Here is a 20,346-nt window from a genome sequence, read left to right on the forward strand (position 1 = left end):
TCCATTGGGTGAGAAATTCCTTCTTTACACCATCTGAAAAAACAGAATGCATTATATCCAAATTATTTATGTCACGGTTTTCACCGAAAAAGCTATCAATTTTATCCCAGATGCTGCGTTTCAACTGAGCAATACCTCTGGGGTAATCTTTTTCAATAGCTTCTGCTTTTATCTCAGATAACAGCAACGAATATAGGATTTTTTGGTATATCAAACGTTGAGGGGCCCATACATGGAGGGTATGGTGCGGGTTCACCCTTGCCCATATTGTTAGAATACTAAACTCCCAACCTTTAACAGGACCGACAATACTGAAATGAATATTCTTGGATATTAGCATGATGACACCTGATAGATTAACCCGTACGGTTCCCCGAACGGGTGTGATGCCTGACTTTTCAACGGTGTGATCAGAGAGCTCTAAATGCGCAAAAACCGCATCCTGCAGTGTAGTACGGAACTCCACCATGCTCCTTACGGAAACTACGCATCTTTCCGGTCTATCGCAGTGGCTTGATTTACATCCTTAGTTCAATGACTGGATTTATAAAAAAATAAATGCGTCGTAAATGTTGTTCAGCTCTGGCCTATCGTAGCTAAAGGTTGAGGAGTCGTCAGGCTTTGTATTGTTCCCCGATTTGCTGACGGAATAAACGACGGGCTCTCGACACTGTAATTGCCTGACAGGGCACTGAGGTCCTGAACCAGTCGCTGGTAGTGCTGGTAAAGTTCCGTATTATTCAGGCTTGTTCCTACTGGCCGCTCACTCTCCGACCCAATGTTGTTTTTCTCACCTCCGGCCAGGCTGCACAGGTAATTCACCAGCCGTTGCCCTCTGCGAATGATTTTGTTCAGAAAGGTCACGGCTTCATTCTCTCCCCCGTCACTGTCGTTCATGGCTAACTTGCTGTCATTCCTGTTGATCATAGCCATGGGGTTCAGGCTGACTTGTCCACCTTTAAAGTGCAGACTGGCCAGCACCTCCGGTTTCACCAGTGCCAGTGTCTGGTTAGTGCCGGTATTGATGATCCTGAAGGTTTGGCTCTCCAATGGCAGGGAAGCGCTGCTGCGGGTAAAGTTGCTGCTGCGGGTGAGATTGCTCTGCACCTGCGGGTTACACTGGCTGAACGCCACCTGTCCCGGGGTCAGGTCGGTAAAGAACAGTGCGGTGCTGTTATCACCCGACAAACGTCGTAAATCCGCCTTAGACCCGGACGACAGTAGAACATAATGCTTGCCATGGCTGTCGATTGTGGGGCTGGCCTGCACGCCCGCAGGTCATAGACGTCATTGCCAACACCGCCGACCAGCGGGCGCGTCCAGTCGAGAATGGCCTGCCACAGGCTGCTGTTGCCGGGCGTATCCAGCCTCCGGTTGTCACACTGGTCGCCCCGGTTTGCCAGCACTTCTGGCCGTGCTGCGATGTTGCCTGAGGTTCCCAGCAGCAGCAGGTCATGACCGCCCCATCCACGGAGTGACCACTGTCGGGCGTCGGCGCCAAGGTACAGAATATTACTGCGGCTATTGCCCCAGAGTCTCGCTGTCCTGTTACCGACGGCGGACGAGCTGATTACGGAGGGTAGAAACGGCCATGACTGGTAACCGCTGTCGGGTTTCGGCCCGTTCACCTGAACACTGCCCGGCTCCCAGCCCCACTGTCCTGTGCCAGTAATAAACACCTGACGTCTGACGTATGTGGCGTTCAGGGGTTCCAGTGTCAGTTTAATCCCGTCCATCGCCTGGTAGGTGACGATTTTTACCGGTTGGTCCTGCTGGATGTACAGGGGGTTGCTGGCTGTGGCGTTGATGAATCGGAGGCGTTCCTTCCTGACGAGGCTGCTCACCGTGAGTGGCAGGACGACCCCCTGACCTGAGTCCGTCACCCGTGCTGCCAGGTCGGATAATGACAGCTCAAGGTCATTGAACACCAGCGTTGTGGGTTGCAGGAACTGGTCGTGCTGTCTGGCCCAGACCTGCTGAATCTCGATCTCGGCATCGCCGGTGGTAAACCGGTTGGACAGCACCAGGTTCTGACCCCGGCGCCAGGCAAGGAAGAGGAAGGCCGATACATTCAGTTCAATGCGGGTTTGTGCCCTGTCGTGCTTGGTGATGCTTTCTTCAGCCAGGCCGGGATGGATGAGGATTCGGGCAAAAAATGACAAGTCTGTCTCATCCAGTTTAATCACGTCGGACCCACCCTGGCTCTCCACCATGATCCCGAACCGCTGTCGGGTACCGTTCCGGACAAAGGCCACCCGATGCTCTTGGTAGTAAGTGTCCAGCCGCAACGTTTCCAGTTTGATCTTGTCGGCTCCGGGGGTTCCTGACAGCAGCAGACCCTCGGCCATCACGGCGACCCTGCCAAAGGTGCCCAGTGATTGGTAACCCTTTTGGGTGACCCGGTACAGCGTCTGGTTGTTCCGGTTATAAACGACCGTGCTCGTTGACGGAGGGAGCGAGAACTTCCGGACGCTGCCAATCACTTGCTGAACGCCGTGCTCCTTGCCAGGCAAACCGAACAACAGTCTCTGTTTACGGGGACTCTGGCCCTGGTAATCCATCCAGGCTACCTGGGTTGGGGAATAGCCAGAGCGCAGCGTGAGGGCGATCAGTTCGGTGTCAGCCTTCTGGCGTATGCCCGCTGGCAGAGATCCCATGGCCTGGTTAAAATCTTGCCGGGTCCAGTAGACCAGCCTGCCGGTGGTGTTTCTGGGTCCCATCAGGCTGAGGTCCAGTGCCACCAGGGCCAGATGCTCCCGGTTAGCCAGGTATTGGGCCGTCGGTGTCTGGATGCGCCACGCCCGGGCACCGTGTTCCCAGTGGTGGCTACCCCTCAAGTCGATACGCTTAGCCATGTAACGGCAGGGAACGGAGATTTGGTCATCGAACTCACTGGGCATCCCGGTCAGCGAAGCGGCGGCGGCCTCACCACAAAAGGGATGGCCTTTGGCGCCCTGATCAGGCTGTCGGAAAAACTCGAAAGCCTCCTCTTTGCGAGTGTCCGACAGCGCGAGCAGTTGGCCGTCGTCGTTCACCATGACTTCAAACTGGTCACCGGTGTTGGCTGCCAGCAGGGTGTCGCTGTCCGGGTAGTACCAGACGTCCAGTTGCCTGATCGCGCTGAACAGGGGGTGGTCGATGATTGCGGTGATGGGTCTCAGCGGCACCAGCCCCACCTTGGCCGAGAACCCCTCCCGGGCCCCTTTCAGCCGGTCTCGCAGCAGACTCTTGAGCTCACGGATGAAAAAACGGGCACTGGTGGTGGTCCAGGCTGTACCGGGGTGTTCTATGGTCAGTTTGGCGAAGATCAGGTTGACTACCTTGCCCAGGTTCAGGCTGTCCACCATCAGGCCAGACTGGGGGGTGAACTGGTGCACACTCAGGGTATCGTTCGACTTGGCGACGATCTGCCCGGTGGCTTCCACCTGCCAGTTCTTAAAAGGTCCTGACTCCACCGACAGGTTTTCGCTGACCACCCGGGTGTTATCCCAGGCCTTGTCCGGTATCCACAGCCGGTAGCCACCGTTGGTATCGGCCAGGAGGCTGCCGGAGTGCGCCTGCACATGCCTGAAGACGCCGACTCTGGCTATCTTTGCCTTTACTTCTGCCTTTTCCAGCGCTCGCTTCTCGCCTGCAGGGCGGATCAAATGGAAACCGGAGTTCAGCCGCTGGATACCACCGGGGCGATTCACGTCGGTGCTGAAGTAATACAGTTTGCCGGAGTGCCGACTGAACAAAATGTAGTAAACAGTCTGGCCCCGAACCACCACCTTGTGGACCGGCAGGTGCTCTTCACGCAGTGCCCTGCGGACACGCTCATTGATCGTCCGTAAACGGCTTCCGTCGTTTCTATTGTTTGGCATGTCGCCATCCAGCAGGCTGCTCAGGAAGGTAATATAGCTTCGGGTGGCGTCGTCATAAAAACCGGTTCTAAGAAGACGGCGGCTGCCGTAGCTATCGACATCCTGCAAGGGAATCAGCCCATGGTCGGATGTCGTTGTGTCAGATGCCACTGCAGGTGGGGTAGGGGGTACACTGAGCTGGCCATCCAGGGTTTCTGCCGCAATCACCTGGTGAGCCAGCTGACCGGACGGGCTGGCCGTCAACAGGTAATAATAGGGGGCATCAAATACCAGCAATTGTGACTCATCTTTGTTCGGCACTATCTTTGAGACATGGCGGCCAAACGAGCGGGCACTCAACTCATCGAAGTGCCTGATTTCCCGGGTCAGTGCCTCTTTATTCTGAAATAACACCTGGCCGTTGGCGGAGTCAAAAAAATAGTAGCCGGTAGCCGGGTTTCCCTGGACCGGTTGCAGCTGGACCGGTTGCACCTGGGCGCTGGCAGCAATGAGCCGGATTTCCTGATGCTTAAGGGTATCGTACCAAAGCAGGACCCGGCCCAACTGATCCCAGTCTGCTTCGGCCAGTCCCAGCTTGCCAGGGAAGCAGCGGTAGGGTTTCTTGAGATACTCATTAACCTGTCGGTCACAGTCCCGCTGGTGCTGTAACCAGGCTGGGTTCTGCCGATTATTGCTCTTGGGTAGTGGGTCAAGGGCACCGTTCATCTCCCACCGGTTCGGTATTTTGGGTGACCACCCGGATGTGGTTGTGGTCCACCGGTTCGGCGCTCCGGCCATACAGCGTGCACGGATCTGAGGTGAGAAGTCGCAGTCTTTCAGCTCCAGCGGCAGGAACCGGCTGGCCGCAGTGTAACGGCTCATGATTCTGTTCAGTTTCGACGCCCTTGATGGCCCGTCATTCATTCCTCCATTGTCGTACAAGCGCTGAATCACTTTGTGATCCAGCAGCCGCCACTCAAACTGTGCGTTGGGATCCCGGGCCACTACTTTATACGAGGGAGCCTGTTCATACCAGGAGTGTGGTCTTGGTTCAGGAAATCGGAAAAGGGTCTCACCCAGCTTGAAGTCCCGGTTATCTTCATAGGACAGGCTCACCCAGGACCGACAGTTTTGTACCTGGTCATCCCGCTCAGTAATGCAGGCATAGGGGAGCTTGCCGTCGTAGTTCAACACCCAGGTAGAGGCCGTCTGCCCCTGGGGGTGAAGGTGGATAGTGTGTTCACCGTTGGATATCAGGGCGTAGGTTTTGTTGGCCCCTTCAGGACTATACACGTCATACTTCAGAAGTCGGGAGAATGTCGATGAGACCTCGCGAAAGACGACGACGTGATCCTTGTTATCGAGATACAGTCTGCTGGTTGACCGACGGTATTTCAAACTGTCGGTATGGGTGAACATCTGGCCAAGGTATTTATAGTCGTAGCTGATGTCATCACATGAGCCATGCCCGTCGCACTCGGTATACCGGGTGTCTTTCACTTTTTTCTGGTATAACCGTTTCAGCTTGCTGTCGCTGACAGCATCCAGAAGTTTCGCACCGGGGGAACTGCTGTCTGGCGCACTCCCCAGAGAGGTCTGGTCCAAGGGACTGTAGAGGAGCTTGACCTCCCACGGGGGTACAGAAGGCATTAAAATGACCTTTTTATCGCTCATCTGCCCCAGGTTGCGGAATACCCCGTCTGAGCATTGATACCCGGTTAAACGCGACTCCGTCCGGCACAATGTCGCCAGGGCATCGTCGATCAGGTTAAAGGTGTCAGGGGAGTATTCGATCCGGTTGATGTCGCTGGCGCAGTGCCGTAAAGGAGCCTTAGGTACATAGGGTATCTTCTCACAGTTTTTCTGTTTCCAGTCGTCTTTTTTCCCGGCGATTAAGGTTGGCTTGAATGAATAGACGCCACCGTAGGTCAGGGTCTGGTTCGCCAGGTTGATAGACCGGATGTTCAGGGGCAGGAGACTTTTGCCATCCTCGCTCATCAAGGCATTGAGGGTCTGCTTGTTGGCCAGGAAGCTTTTGGGGTCCAGCTGGGCGTGGATCAGGTCAAAGATTTTGGCAGCCTCACCCGAGGCATCCTGCAACTTTTTGTAGGCCAGCTTTTTTAACTTCCTTTTATAGTTCTCCTGAAAAATACCCCTGACGTAGTGCATGATCCCGTCAATAAATGCCCCGACTGGCCCGAGGAACTCTGAAATGACGGAGACATAGGTATCCACCCACTCAAAGGTCACCATGGATTCCATGAGTTTCTTGACTTCCGGGTCCTCTTCGTTCTCGTACTCAATGAGGGTCAGGGTGAGACTGGCTCCCGGCACGGCGAGACCCAGTATGGGCACAAAACGACCGACTTTTTTACCCAGCCTGCCGACTTTTTTCAGACCGCCGGGCAACTTGCCCGACCCGGAAATATCGGGTAGCTTTGGTGGTTTCTGACCGGGGGGCAATGACGACCGGATGGCCGGGATGATTGTCTTGATCCCCTGTCGCCCGAGATTGATGATCTCAATCCCTTGCAATGCCACAGCCGTATAAAAAAGCGTCTGGCGCCCGGTATAAATCTGCTGTTGGGTGTCCGTCATATTCTGAGACGGGGGGTTTTTGTAATGGTGTCCCACAGGGGAAAGCCCTGCTATCAGGTCGTAAAGGCCTATAAAAGACCTGAGCTTTTCCAGTCCGTTGGTGGAAGATTTTTTTCCTTTGACCCGGAATCCCTGACGACCCGTCCCCTGGAGAAAGCCCCGGAAGCGATCAAAGGCACCGGAGGTAAACCGGATGTTCTTACGGGTCAGGGTATCGGGTTCCATAAAGTCCATGCGCCAGCCACGGCCATCCCGACGAAGGGTATCCAGTTGGGGAGCCATGCTGTCGGCGAGTGAGTGCCGGGCTTTAATGTCCCCCAGGGCGGTATCAAACTCCAGCAGCCGCTGCCTGAATTCGGCTCGTTCAGAGGCCACACTTGAGAGGCTGTCTTCAGTCCGGGGCGGCACCGGAACCGAAAGGTGGCTGGGCGGCAAATAGCGGAGCGGGGGATTTGAATCCGATGGCCGGGGCGACCTCAGCACAGTCTTTTCGCCGGGAAGCAACCGGTACTCCGGTTGTCCGGTGCCCGGGGAGCGCAGCACAAGGCTTTCAATCGCCGGGCGGTCCTTCGGCATCAGATGCTGGATATCTTTCACCAGTCGTTTGAAAACCTGGGGGCTGCCACTTCTGGGTTCGACAATCAGCTTGCCGACCAGGGGTTTGCCATGGGTGGGCGAGCGGGTCATAAAGGTTTTCAGGGCGTTCAGGGCTGTGATTCCGCGGGACTGGTTGCTGCTGGCAAGATCGCTGACGGTCAGGGTGGCGATGTAGCGGTCCGGGGTAAAGTCGACCAGTGTCGTCAAAGCATGGGCAATCAGTCTGGCTGGCCGACCGAGAACGGTGACGCGGTTGCCGTCTCCCCCGGCGATGGCCGACTGAACCCGGCCATCGGGTGTGAGCAGCACATAACCGGCAGCGGGGGTAGCTTTCAGCAACAGGGGCTGACCACTCAGGGTGCCGTCTTTTATCTGCTGTTGAGCGCGGGTAAACGAATCTTCGTCCAGGGCAATGACCGAGTGCATGCCCCGGGCGTGAGCCAATGCGTCCTTGCCTTCCAGGCGACGAAACCGGGTGAAAAAATTTTGCAGCCAGCGCTCAAATTCGTTGGCGGGTTTGATCAGGGCGATATCCGTTTTGTCTCTGCCGGCTTTAAGATGGAGCTGGGTTTTGAAGCCGGAAAGTAACCGGAGGGCATACTCCAGATTTTTGCGTTGAGCATTGCAGCTGTCGGCACCGGCTGATCTTCGAGGCCTGCGACAAGCCCCTTGTGGCGGGACCGGGAGAACATGTACGTTGTCGAAATCATTTTTGAATTCTGCGTTAATTTCGGCGGCACCTTCCGGCGTTCCAATATCGACATTGTGAATATAGTATAAGCCTTTCTGTACTCGGTTTTTGATGTTTTCGAAGGCCTTGGCCTTTGCTTCATTACTTTTGAAGTGTTCTATCTCTCGCTCAAGCTGATTCATGTGATCATTGGTAAAACGTCTTTCATAGCGCGCAAGCCACTCAGTGTAAGAGGAAGATTGCATCGCCATTTGGAGTGTTTCTCTCAAACGCCTGGTTTCTGTTTCATGCGGATGAATGAAAGCAGCATTTTCAGTCGGCGGTTGCTGCACTAATCCAAAATAGATCGCTGCCTGGAAATCTGTGTAGTATGAGTATTTGCTGGCATCTTTTCTATTGTCGATAAACTCTCGGCGGCCTGTGGAAGTGGGCACTCTGTTTTCGGATCCGGCAGAGTCAGAACCATCCTGGTGTCTGTCACCGGCATACAACATTTCGACAAGGGCTGCAGCTGAATCCGTCACGAGTCTGGGATCGGTCGAACGCTGGGAATTCTCAGCGACTACGGATTCGAACAACTGATCTGCGAATATGGATTCGGGAGTTTTAATGTCGGGTCTGGGATGAAACTCTTTATCAGGGTCAAGGGAGTCCAACCCGAACTTGGCTATGTAAGTAACGGTGTCGTCTTCATTCAGGGTAAAAACAATACGGTTGAGTTCAGGATCGGGCGCATCTCTTGAGGTTGACGGCCTGTTAGGATCACCACCGGTGGTTTGCCGTGGAACGCCTGCGGATAAGTATCCCCGAACTGCAACAGCAGAATTTGCACGGATACCTTTTTTGGCCAATTCTCTCAGAACTTCAGGTACAATATAACCTTTCTGGCCAGCATCCAATACACCCTCAGAATCTGGAATGCCTTGTGCAGAGTTATCAAAAGAGAATGCTATGTTTTGTACGGTGGTATTCTCGGGGATCACTGTGCTTAAGATTATTGATAGCCTTCGCACTAAGTTTAGGGAGTGAATAGAATAAATGTTATCCGATTCGATATCAGGGAAATCAAGACTTCCAGTAATGAAGACTTTAGTGTCTTCGCCGATATTTTTGAATGGTGTTCCTAAAATTGTTTTAATTACTAGTCTTTGCCTTTTAACAGAATAAAAAAAGTCATACAAGACGTTCTTGTCTGCTGGAGTGCGAAACCTATAATATTTTCCATAACTCTGCCTTGCAGACTTTCCATCGTCCTTAGTCGGGGGCATATTAATCATTATGAACTTGTCGTATGGTCGCCTGTGCGCCGGATCTGGCAGGTCAGAATCAGAGTTCATGCTATAGAAGGGGTTTTGCTCTGAGAAGCTCTTAACTCGGGAGATTAAAGGTTCTTCTCCGTAATCGGTGCTTTCTATTCTTTCAAAAGCGTCATAACCTAGTTTAGCGAGAATCCGGTGGTCAAGATCCCCGTTATTATATGAAAGCTCCGCTAACATGATTGCAATTCCATTGATTTTTTTGTTGTCGGCAGGATCTTCATATTTAAAGAATTCATTCAAAGTCTTGTTTATCTCCGTTACGCGTCTTTCTTTGCTTATTTCATTATTATTTTTAAATTTTTCTAAAACACTATGGAAAAATGTGGCTTCCTGGATTACTTTGTTGATCAGTGGGTTATTTGGGAAAGCTTCCACCATCATTGGTTTGACTGAATCATCGAGGTGTCCAGCTCTAATCTCGTCTTTAGGAGGTATAGTTCTACCGAAAAATATTTTAGAATTACTAGCCCACTTCATATTTTGACGATTACTCAGTCTATGAAATAGATCGCTAATATTGGTTATTTCTACGGCAGCTCTAATTCGATTTAATTGTTCTTGTGGCAGGTTTATATCGTCTGTGTTGAAAAAACGGTCAGGATCAGGAATGATTCCACGTTTGAACATATGTTGCACAATAGCATGTATCTTAGCTCTTTCTAGCTGCTCTCTCTCACTACTGTCCAATCCCCCTTCCGACACAGGCGCGTGCGAAATGCCCTGTTTTTCAAAGGGCGCAAGCCTCAGTGCTGGTAGCAGTCCTTTATCAAAATAGACCCCTCCATCAGAGAATAAATGAGAAAACCCTATAGTTCTTGCGGTTATCACAGTTTTTTTAAGGCTTAAGGTGTACTTAATATATTCACTGTGTTGTCGTTCAAAAGCAGAAGTATCTCCTCTAACATAAGCCCTGCTAATGGAATTTTGAATTTGATTTAACACATTGATGGTTTTATTCCATTGGGTGGTAAACGACCTCTTTACACTGTCTGAAAAATCGGCTTTCATTATATCCAATCTTTCTACATCAACGTTTTCACCCATAAAAGTATCGATTTTTTGCCAGATACTACGCCTCAACCGCGCAATATCAGCGGGGTAATCTGTTTCAATCGTTTGTTGCATTCTCTCAGAATACAGCAACGAATATAAAATTCTTTTGTATATCAAGGCTTTGGGAGCCCATACATAGATGTCATGGTTCGGGTTCGCCCAGGCCCATATTGCCAGCCAAATACGCTCCCAACCTTCAATAGCATCGACAATAGCAACATGTACCTTATTGGTTATAGATGGCATGATAACTCCTGGTAGATTGAACTGCATGGTTTTCAGAGGGGGGTGATACTTGTCTTTTCACTGGCGTGCTCAGAGGACTTTAAATGCTCAAAGATTGCACCGTGCAGTGTAGTTCGTAATTGAGAAGGTGACCTTCTTTTCAGTTATATAAAATAAAAGTGTCGTATTAAATTTTAATGATAGGGAATTTTTAATGTTGTTCAGCCTTGACCATCGTCGTCAAATTTAGCGGAGTCGTCAGGTTCTGCATTATTCCCTTGATTTCCGATGGCATAGACGACGGGCTCTCGCTGCTGCGATTGCCTGACAGGGCACTGAGGTCCTGAACCAGTCGCTGGTAGTGCTGGTAAAGTTCCGTATTATTCAGGCTTGTTCCTACTGGCCGCTCACTCTCCGACCCAATGTTGTTTTTCTCACCTCCGGCCAGGCTGCACAGGTAATTCACCAGCCGTTGCCCTCTGCGAATGATTTTGTTCAGAAAGGTCACGGCTTCATTCTCTCCCCCGTCACTGTCGTTCATGGCTAACTTGCTGTCATTCCTGTTGATCATAGCCATGGGGTTCAGGCTGACTTGTCCACCTTTAAAGTGCAGACTGGCCAGCACCTCCGGTTTCACCAGTGCCAGTGTCTGGTTAGTGCCGGTATTGATGATCCTGAAGGTTTGGCTCTCCAATGGCAGGGAAGCGCTGCTGCGGGTAAAGTTGCTGCTGCGGGTGAGATTGCTCTGCACCTGCGGGTTACACTGGCTGAACGCCACCTGTTCCGGGGTCAGGTCGGTAAAGAACAGTGCGGTGCTGTTATCACCCGACAAACGTCGTAAATCCGCCTTAGACCCGGACGACAGTAGAACATAATGCTTGCCATGGCTGTCGATTGTGCGGGCTGGCCTGCACGCCCGCAGGTCATAGACGTCATTGCCAACACCGCCGACCAGCGGGCGGGTCCAGTCGAGAATGGCCTGCCAAAGGCTGCTGTTGCCGGGCGTATCCAGCCTCCGGTTGTCACACTGGTCGCCCCGGTTTGCCAGCACTTCTGGCCGTGCTGCGATGTTGCCTGAGGTTCCCAGCAGCAGCAGGTCATGACCGCCCCATCCACGGAGTGACCACTGTCGGGCGTCGGCGCCAAGGTACAGAATATTACTGCGGCTATTGCCCCAGAGTCTCGCTGTCCTGTTACCGACGGCGGACGAGCTGATCACGGAGGGCAGAAACGGCCATGACTGGTAACCGCTGTCGGGTTTCGGCCCGCTCACCTGAACACTGCCCGGCTCCCAGCCCCACTGTCCTGTGACGGTAATAAACACCTGACGTCTGACGTATGTGGCGTTCAGGGGTTCCAGTGTCAGTTTAATCCCGTCCATCGCCTGGTAGGTGACGATTTTTACGGGTTGGTCCTGCTGGATGTACAGGGGGTTGCTGGCTGTGGCGTTGATGAATCGGAGGCGTTCCTTCCTGACGAGGCTGCTCACCGTGAGTGGCAGGACGACCCCCTGACCTGAGTCCGTCACCCGTGCTGCAAGGTCGGATAATGACAGCTCAAGGTCATTGAACACCAGCGTTGTGGGTTGCAGGAACTGGTCGTGCTGTCTGGCCCAGACCTGCTGAATCTCGATCTCGGCATCGCCGGTGGTAAACCGGTTGGACAGCACCAGGTTCTGACCCCGGCGCCAGGCAAGGAAGAGGAAGGCCGATACATTCAGTTCAATGCGGGTTTGTGCCCTGTCGTGCTTGGTGATGCTTTCTTCAGCCAGGCCGGGATGGATGAGGATTCGGGCAAAAAATGACAAGTCTGTCTCATCCAGTTTAATCACGTCGGACCCACCCTGGCTCTCCACCATGATCCCGAACCGCTGTCGGGTACCGTTCCGGACAAAGGCCACCCGATGCTCTTGGTAGTAAGTGTCCAGCCGCAACGTTTCCAGTTTGATCTTGTCGGCTCCGGGGGTTCCTGACAGCAGCAGACCCTCGGCCATCACGGCGACCCTGCCAAAGGTGCCCAGTGATTGGTAACCCTTTTGGGTGACCCGGTACAGCGTCTGGTTGTTCCGGTTATAAACGACCGTGCTCGTTGACGGAGGGAGCGAGAACTTCCGGACGCTGCCAATCACTTGCTGAACGCCGTGCTCCTTGCCAGGCAAACCGAACAACAGTCTCTGTTTACGGGGACTCTGGCCCTGGTAATCCATCCAGGCTACCTGGGTTGGGGAATAGCCAGAGCGCAGCGTGAGGGCGATCAGTTCGGTGTCAGCCTTCTGGCGTATGCCCGCTGGCAGAGATCCCATGGCCTGGTTAAAATCTTGCCGGGTCCAGTAGACCAGCCTGCCGGTGGTGTTTCTGGGTCCCATCAGGCTGAGGTCCAGCGCCACCAGGGCCAGATGCTCCCGGTTAGCCAGGTATTGGGCCGTCGGTGTCTGGATGCGCCACGCCCGGGCACCGTGTTCCCAGTGGTGGCTACCCCTCAAGTCGATACGCTTAGCCATGTAACGGCAGGGAACGGAGATTTGGTCATCGAACTCACTGGGCATCCCGGTCAGCGAAGCGGCGGCGGCCTCACCACAAAAGGGATGGCCTTTGGCGCCCTGATCAGGCTGTCGGAAAAACTCGAAAGCCTCCTCTTTGCGAGTGTCCGACAGCGCGAGCAGTTGGCCGTCGTCGTTCACCATGACTTCAAACTGGTCACGGGTGTTGGCTGCCAGCAGGGTGTCGCTGTCCGGGTAGTACCAGACGTCCAGTTGCCTGATCGCGCTGAACAGGGGGTGGTCGATGATTGCGGTGATGGGTCTCAGCGGCACCAGCCCCACCTTGGCCGAGAACCCCTCCCGGGCCCCTTTCAGCCGGTCTCGCAGCAGACTCTTGAGCTCACGGATGAAAAAACGGGCACTGGTGGTGGTCCAGGCTGTACCGGGGTGTTCTATGGTCAGTTTGGCGAAGATCAGGTTGACTACCTTGCCCAGGTTCAGGCTGTCCACCATCAGGCCAGACTGGGGGGTGAACTGGTGCACACTCAGGGTATCGTTCGACTTGGCGACGATCTGCCCGGTGGCTTCCACCTGCCAGTTCTTAAAAGGTCCTGACTCCACCGACAGGTTTTCGCTGACCACCCGGGTGTTATCCCAGGCCTTGTCCGGTATCCACAGCCGGTAGCCACCGTTGGTATCGGCCAGGAGGCTGCCGGAGTGCGCCTGCACATGCCTGAAGACGCCGACTCTGGCTATCTTTGCCTTTACTTCTGCCTTTTCCAGCGCTCGCTTCTCGCCTGCAGGGCGGATCAAATGGAAACCGGAGTTCAGCCGCTGGATACCACCGGGGCGATTCACGTCGGTGCTGAAGTAATACAGTTTGCCGGAGTGCCGACTGAACAAAATGTAGTAAACAGTCTGGCCCCGAACCACCACCTTGTGGACCGGCAGGTGCTCTTCACGCAGTGCCCTGCGGACACGCTCATTGATCGTCCGTAAACGGCTTCCGTCGTTTCTATTGTTTGGCATGTCGCCATCCAGCAGGCTGCTCAGGAAGGTAATATAGCTTCGGGTGGCGTCGTCATAAAAACCGGTTCTAAGAAGACGGCGGCTGCCGTAGCTATCGACATCCTGCAAGGGAATCAGCCCATGGTCGGATGTCGTTGTGTCAGATGCCACTGCAGGTGGGGTAGGGGGTACACTGAGCTGGCCATCCAGGGTTTCTGCCGCAATCACCTGGTGAGCCAGCTGACCGGACGGGCTGGCCGTCAACAGGTAATAATAGGGGGCATCAAATACCAGCAATTGTGACTCATCTTTGTTCGGCACTATCTTTGAGACATGGCGGCCAAACGAGCGGGCACTCAACTCATCGAAGTGCCTGATTTCCCGGGTCAGTGCCTCTTTATTCTGAAATAACACCTGGCCGTTGGCGGAGTCAAAAAAATAGTAGCCGGTAGCCGGGTTTCCCTGGACCGGTTGCAGCTGGACCGGTTGCACCTGGGCGCTGGCAGCAATGAGCCGGATTTCCTGATGCTTAAGGGTATCGTACCAAAGCAGGACCCGGCCCAACTGATCCCAGTCTGCTTCGGCCAGTCCCAGCTTGCCAGGGAAGCAGCGGTAGGGTTTCTTGAGATACTCATTAACCTGTCGGTCACAGTCCCGCTGGTGCTGTAACCAGGCTGGGTTCTGCCGATTATTGCTCTTGGGTAGTGGGTCAAGGGCACCGTTCATCTCCCACCGGTTCGGTATTTTGGGTGACCACCCGGATGTGGTTGTGGTCCACCGGTTCGGCGCTCCGGCCATACAGCGTGCACGGATCTGAGGTGAGAAGTCGCAGTCTTTCAGCTCCAGCGGCAGGAACCGGCTGGCCGCAGTGTAACGGCTCATGATTCTGTTCAGTTTCGACGCCCTTGATGGCCCGTCATTCATTCCTCCATTGTCGTACAAGCGCTGAATCACTTTGTGATCCAGCAGCCGCCACTCAAACTGTGCGTTGGGATCCCGGGCCACTACTTTATACGAGGGAGCCTGTTCATACCAGGAGTGTGGTCTTGGTTCAGGAAATCGGAAAAGGGTCTCACCCAGCTTGAAGTCCCGGTTATCTTCATAGGACAGGCTCACCCAGGACCGACAGTTTTGTACCTGGTCATCCCGCTCAGTAATGCAGGCATAGGGGAGCTTGCCGTCGTAGTTCAACACCCAGGTAGAGGCCGTCTGCCCCTGGGGGTGAAGGTGGATAGTGTGTTCACCGTTGGATATCAGGGCGTAGGTTTTGTTGGCCCCTTCAGGACTATACACGTCATACTTCAGAAGTCGGGAGAATGTCGATGAGACCTCGCGAAAGACGACGACGTGATCCTTGTTATCGAGATACAGTCTGCTGGTTGACCGACGGTATTTCAAACTGTCGGTATGGGTGAACATCTGGCCAAGGTATTTATAGTCGTAGCTGATGTCATCACATGAGCCATGCCCGTCGCACTCGGTATACCGGGTGTCTTTCACTTTTTTCTGGTATAACCGTTTCAGCTTGCTGTCGCTGACAGCATCCAGAAGTTTCGCACCGGGGGAACTGCTGTCTGGCGCACTCCCCAGAGAGGTCTGGTCCAAGGGACTGTAGAGGAGCTTGACCTCCCACGGGGGTACAGAAGGCATTAAAATGACCTTTTTATCGCTCATCTGCCCCAGGTTGCGGAATACCCCGTCTGAGCATTGATACCCGGTTAAACGCGACTCCGTCCGGCACAATGTCGCCAGGGCATCGTCGATCAGGTTAAAGGTGTCAGGGGAGTATTCGATCCGGTTGATGTCGCTGGCGCAGTGCCGTAAAGGAGCCTTAGGTACATAGGGTATCTTCTCACAGTTTTTCTGTTTCCAGTCGTCTTTTTTCCCGGCGATTAAGGTTGGCTTGAATGAATAGACGCCACCGTAGGTCAGGGTCTGGTTCGCCAGGTTGATAGACCGGATGTTCAGGGGCAGGAGACTTTTGCCATCCTCGCTCATCAAGGCATTGAGGGTCTGCTTGTTGGCCAGGAAGCTTTTGGGGTCCAGCTGGGCGTGGATCAGGTCAAAGATTTTGGCAGCCTCACCCGAGGCATCCTGCAACTTTTTGTAGGCCAGCTTTTTTAACTTCCTTTTATAGTTCTCCTGAAAAATACCCCTGACGTAGTGCATGATCCCGTCAATAAATGCCCCGACTGGCCCGAGGAACTCTGAAATGACGGAGACATAGGTATCCACCCACTCAAAGGTCACCATGGATTCCATGAGTTTCTTGACTTCCGGGTCCTCTTCGTTCTCGTACTCAATGAGGGTCAGGGTGAGACTGGCTCCCGGCACGGCGAGACCCAGTATGGGCACAAAACGACCGACTTTTTTACCCAGCCTGCCGACTTTTTTCAGACCGCCGGGCAACTTGCCCGACCCGGAAATATCGGGTAGCTTTGGTGGTTTCTGACCGGGGGGCAATGACGACCGGATGGCCGGGATGATTGTCTTGATCCCCTGTCGCCCGAGATTGATGATCTCAATCCCTTGCAATGCCACAGCCGTATAAAAAAGCGTCTGGCGCCCGGTATAAATCTGCTGTTGGGTGTCCGTCATATTCTGAGACGGGGGGTTTTTGTAATGGTGTCCCACAGGGGAAAGCCCTGCTATCAGGTCGTAAAGGCCTATAAAAGACCTGAGCTTTTCCAGTCCGTTGGTGGAAGATTTTTTTCCTTTGACCCGGAATCCCTGACGACCCGTCCCCTGGAGAAAGCCCCGGAAGCGATCAAAGGCACCGGAGGTAAACCGGATGTTCTTACGGGTCAGGGTATCGGGTTCCATAAAGTCCATGCGCCAGCCACGGCCATCCCGACGAAGGGTATCCAGTTGGGGAGCCATGCTGTCGGCGAGTGAGTGCCGGGCTTTAATGTCCCCCAGGGCGGTATCAAACTCCAGCAGCCGCTGCCTGAATTCGGCTCGTTCAGAGGCCACACTTGAGAGGCTGTCTTCAGTCCGGGGCGGCACCGGAACCGAAAGGTGGCTGGGCGGCAAATAGCGGAGCGGGGGATTTGAATCCGATGGCCGGGGCGACCTCAGCACAGTCTTTTCGCCGGGAAGCAACCGGTACTCCGGTTGTCCGGTGCCCGGGGAGCGCAGCACAAGGCTTTCAATCGCCGGGCGGTCCTTCGGCATCAGATGCTGGATATCTTTCACCAGTCGTTTGAAAACCTGGGGGCTGCCACTTCTGGGTTCGACAATCAGCTTGCCGACCAGGGGTTTGCCATGGGTGGGCGAGCGGGTCATAAAGGTTTTCAGGGCGTTCAGGGCTGTGATTCCGCGGGACTGGTTGCTGCTGGCAAGATCGCTGACGGTCAGGGTGGCGATGTAGCGGTCCGGGGTAAAGTCGACCAGTGTCGTCAAAGCATGGGCAATCAGTCTGGCTGGCCGACCGAGAACGGTGACGCGGTTGCCGTCTCCCCCGGCGATGGCCGACTGAACCCGGCCATCGGGTGTGAGCAGCACATAACCGGCAGCGGGGGTAGCTTTCAGCAACAGGGGCTGACCACTCAGGGTGCCGTCTTTTATCTGCTGTTGAGCGCGGGTAAACGAATCTTCGTCCAGGGCAATGACCGAGTGCATGCCCCGGGCGTGAGCCAATGCGTCCTTGCCTTCCAGGCGACGAAACCGGGTGAAAAAATTCTGCAGCCAGCGCTCATCTTCGTTGGCGGGTTTGATCAGGGCGATATCCGTTTTTTTCCTGTCGTTGCCAAGACGGAGCTGGGTTTTGAAGCCGGAAAGTAACCGGAGGGCATACTCCAGGTTTTTGCGTCGAGCATCGCAGCTGCCGGCACCGGCTGATCTTCGAGGCCTGCGACAAGCCCCTTGTGGCGGGACCGGGAGAACATGTACGTTGTCGAAATCATTTTTGAATTCTGCGTTAATTTCGGCGGCACCTTTCGGCGTTTCAATATCGACATTGTGAATATAGTATGAGCCTTTCTGTACTTGGTTTTTGATGTTTTCGAAGGCCTTGGCCTTTGCTTCATTACTTTTGAAGTGTTCTATCTCCCGCTCAAGCTGATTCATGTGATCATTGGTAAAACGTCTTTCATAGCGCGCAAGCCACTCAGTGTAAGAGGAAGATTGCATCGCCATTTGGAGTGTTTCTCTCAAACGCCTGGTTTCTGTTTCATGCGGATGAATGAAAGCAGCATTTTCAGTCGGCGGTTGCTGCACTAATCCAAAATAGATCGCTGCCTGGAAATCTGTGTAGTATGAGTATTTGCTGGCATCTTTTCTATTGTCGATAAACTCACGGCGGCCTGTGGAAGTGGGCACTCTGTTTTCGGATCCGGCAGAGGCAGAACCATCCCGGTGTCTGTCACCGGCATACATCATTTCGACAAGAGCTGCAGCTGAATCCGGCGCGAGTCTGGGATCGGTCGAACGCTGGGAATTCTCAGCGACTACGGATTCGAACAACTGATCTGCGAACATGGATTCGGAAATGTCAATGTTGGGTCTGCGAGTAAATTCATTATCAGGGTCAAGGGAGTCCAACCCGAACTTGGCTACGTAAGTAACGGTGTCGTCTTCATTCCGGGTAAAAACAATACGGTTGAGTTCAGGATCGGGCGCATCTCTTGAGGTTGACGGCCTGTTAGGATCACCACCGGTGGTTTGCCGTGGAACGCCTGCGGATAAGTATCCCCGAACTGCAACAGCTGAATTTGCATGGATACCTTTTTTAGCCAGCTCCCTCAGAACTTCAGGTATAACATAATCTCTCTGACCAGCAGCCAATACACCTTCAACATCTGGAATGTCTTGTGCGGAGTTATCAAAAGAGAATGCTATGTTTTGTACGGTGGTATTCTCAGGGATCACTTTACTTAAAACTGATAATAGCTTTTTCACTAAGAATCGGGAGTTGATGTGATTAACGGCACTCGACTCGGTACCAGAGAAATCAAGACTTCCAGTAATGAATACTTTAGTGTCTTCGCCAATATTTTTGAATGGTTTTCCTGCAATTATACTAAGTTCTTGCCTTTGCATTGCATCAGATTCAACAAAGTCGTACAGAACAGAGCTGCTATCTTGAATGCGGTAATTATTATAAAGTCTATAACACTTTCTCAAAGATTCTTCTATATTTTCCGGAATGTCATGAAGATTAATCATTATGAACTTGTCGTATGCTCGTTTGTACTTTGGTTCTGGCAGGTCAGAATCATTGCCATAAGAAATCGTGCTATAGAAGGGATTGTTCGCTAAGAAACCATTCTTCTCGGTAATTGAGCTAATTGCTCTGGCATGGGTCTTTTTTAATCTTTCAAAAGCGTCATAACCTAGACTGGAGAGAATCCGGTAGTCAAAATCCCCGTTATGATATGAAAGCTCTGTTAACATTATTGATACTTTAACGATTTCATCGCTGGAGACAGCAGCTTTATTTTTATAGAATTCCTTCAAAGTCTCCTGTAATTGTGGTATGCGTACTTGTTTGATTATTTCATTTTTTTTAAGTTTTTCTAAAAGCGTGTGGAAAAGTATGGTTTCTTTAATTACTTTTTGGAGCAGTAGGTTATTTGGGAGAGCCTCCAACATTATTGGCTCGATTGAATCATTAAGGTATGAAGCTTCAGCCCTATTTTCAGAAAATAAAGCTCTACTGAAAAGTATTTTATGATGGGTGTATCCGTTTAGTCCAATAGAACTCAGTTTGTTAAATAGATCGCCAATACTGATTTCTTCTACGACTCTTTTAACTAGATTGAATGCTTCTTTTGGCAGTTTTATATCGTCTACCTTAAAATAATCTCCAGGATTAGGAATAATTCCATTTGCGTACATTTTTTGCAAAAGAGCACTTACCTTAGCTCTTTCTAGCTGCTCCCTGGCAATCCTGCCCCATCCCATTCCAGATATGCTCGTGAGCGAAATACCCCTTTTTTTAAAGGGCTCTTCGTTCAGTGATGGTAGCAGTCCTTTATCAATATATACCCCTCCATCAGAGAGTAAATGAGAAAACCCTATAGCTCTTTCGGCTACCAAAGTTTTTTTAAGACCTAAGGTGTATTTGATATACTCACTGTTTTCTCGTTCAAAATAAGACTCGGATTCTTCAACAACAGCCCTGCTAATGGAATTTTTAATTGTATTTAACACACGTTTGGTTTTATTCCATTGGTCAATAAACGACTTCTTTACACTGCCTGAAAAATCGGCTCTCATTATATCCAATCTTTCTACATCAACGTTTTCACCCATAAAAGTATCGATTTTTTGCCAGATGCTATGCCTCAACCTCACAATATCAAAGGGATAATCTGTTTCAGTAGTTTGTTGTATTCTCTCAGAAAACAGCAGCGAATATAGAATTCTTTTGTATATCAAGGTCTTGGGAGCCCAAACGTAGATTGTATGGCCTGGGTTCACTCTGTCCCATATTGTTAGCCAAATATGCTCCCAACCTTTAGCAGGACCGACAAGAGCAACATGAACCTTCTTGGGTATTGGGAAGTTTGCCATGATAACACCTGAAAGATT

3 protein-coding genes are annotated in these 20,346 nt (G+C 52.3%); all 3 read right to left on the minus strand.

The window, feature by feature from the left end; genetic code table 11:
* Nucleotides 1-576: 576 nt before the first annotated feature.
* Nucleotides 577-1,188, minus strand: a complete 612-nt coding sequence (locus ACOJUN_RS17875) for a hypothetical protein (RefSeq protein ID WP_422133266.1) — start codon at nt 1,186-1,188, stop codon at nt 577-579.
* On the minus strand, nt 1,146-10,346 hold the full coding sequence (locus tag ACOJUN_RS17880) for a hypothetical protein (protein WP_422133267.1): 9,201 nt from the start codon (nt 10,344-10,346) through the stop codon (nt 1,146-1,148). Before ACOJUN_RS17880 ends, ACOJUN_RS17875 begins: the two co-directional genes overlap by 43 nt.
* A 190-nt stretch (nt 10,347-10,536) precedes the next feature.
* Nucleotides 10,537-19,206: a hypothetical protein gene (locus ACOJUN_RS17885; protein ID WP_422133268.1), complete on the minus strand. Its 8,670-nt coding sequence runs from the start codon at nt 19,204-19,206 to the stop codon at nt 10,537-10,539.
* Between the last annotated feature and the right edge of the window lie 1,140 nt (nt 19,207-20,346).

It is taken from the genome of Endozoicomonas sp. ALD040, from assembly GCF_049275945.1.
Lineage (GTDB): Bacteria > Pseudomonadota > Gammaproteobacteria > Pseudomonadales > Endozoicomonadaceae > Endozoicomonas_A.

What these genes read in the sequence shown, in the direction of transcription:
- ACOJUN_RS17885 (WP_422133268.1), bottom strand. Translation starts at nt 19,206, where the DNA reads ATGTTAACAGAGCTTTCATATCATAACGGGGATTTTGACTACCGGATT.
- ACOJUN_RS17880 (WP_422133267.1), bottom strand. Translation starts at nt 10,346, where the DNA reads ATGCCATCTATAACCAATAAGGTACATGTTGCTATTGTCGATGCTATT.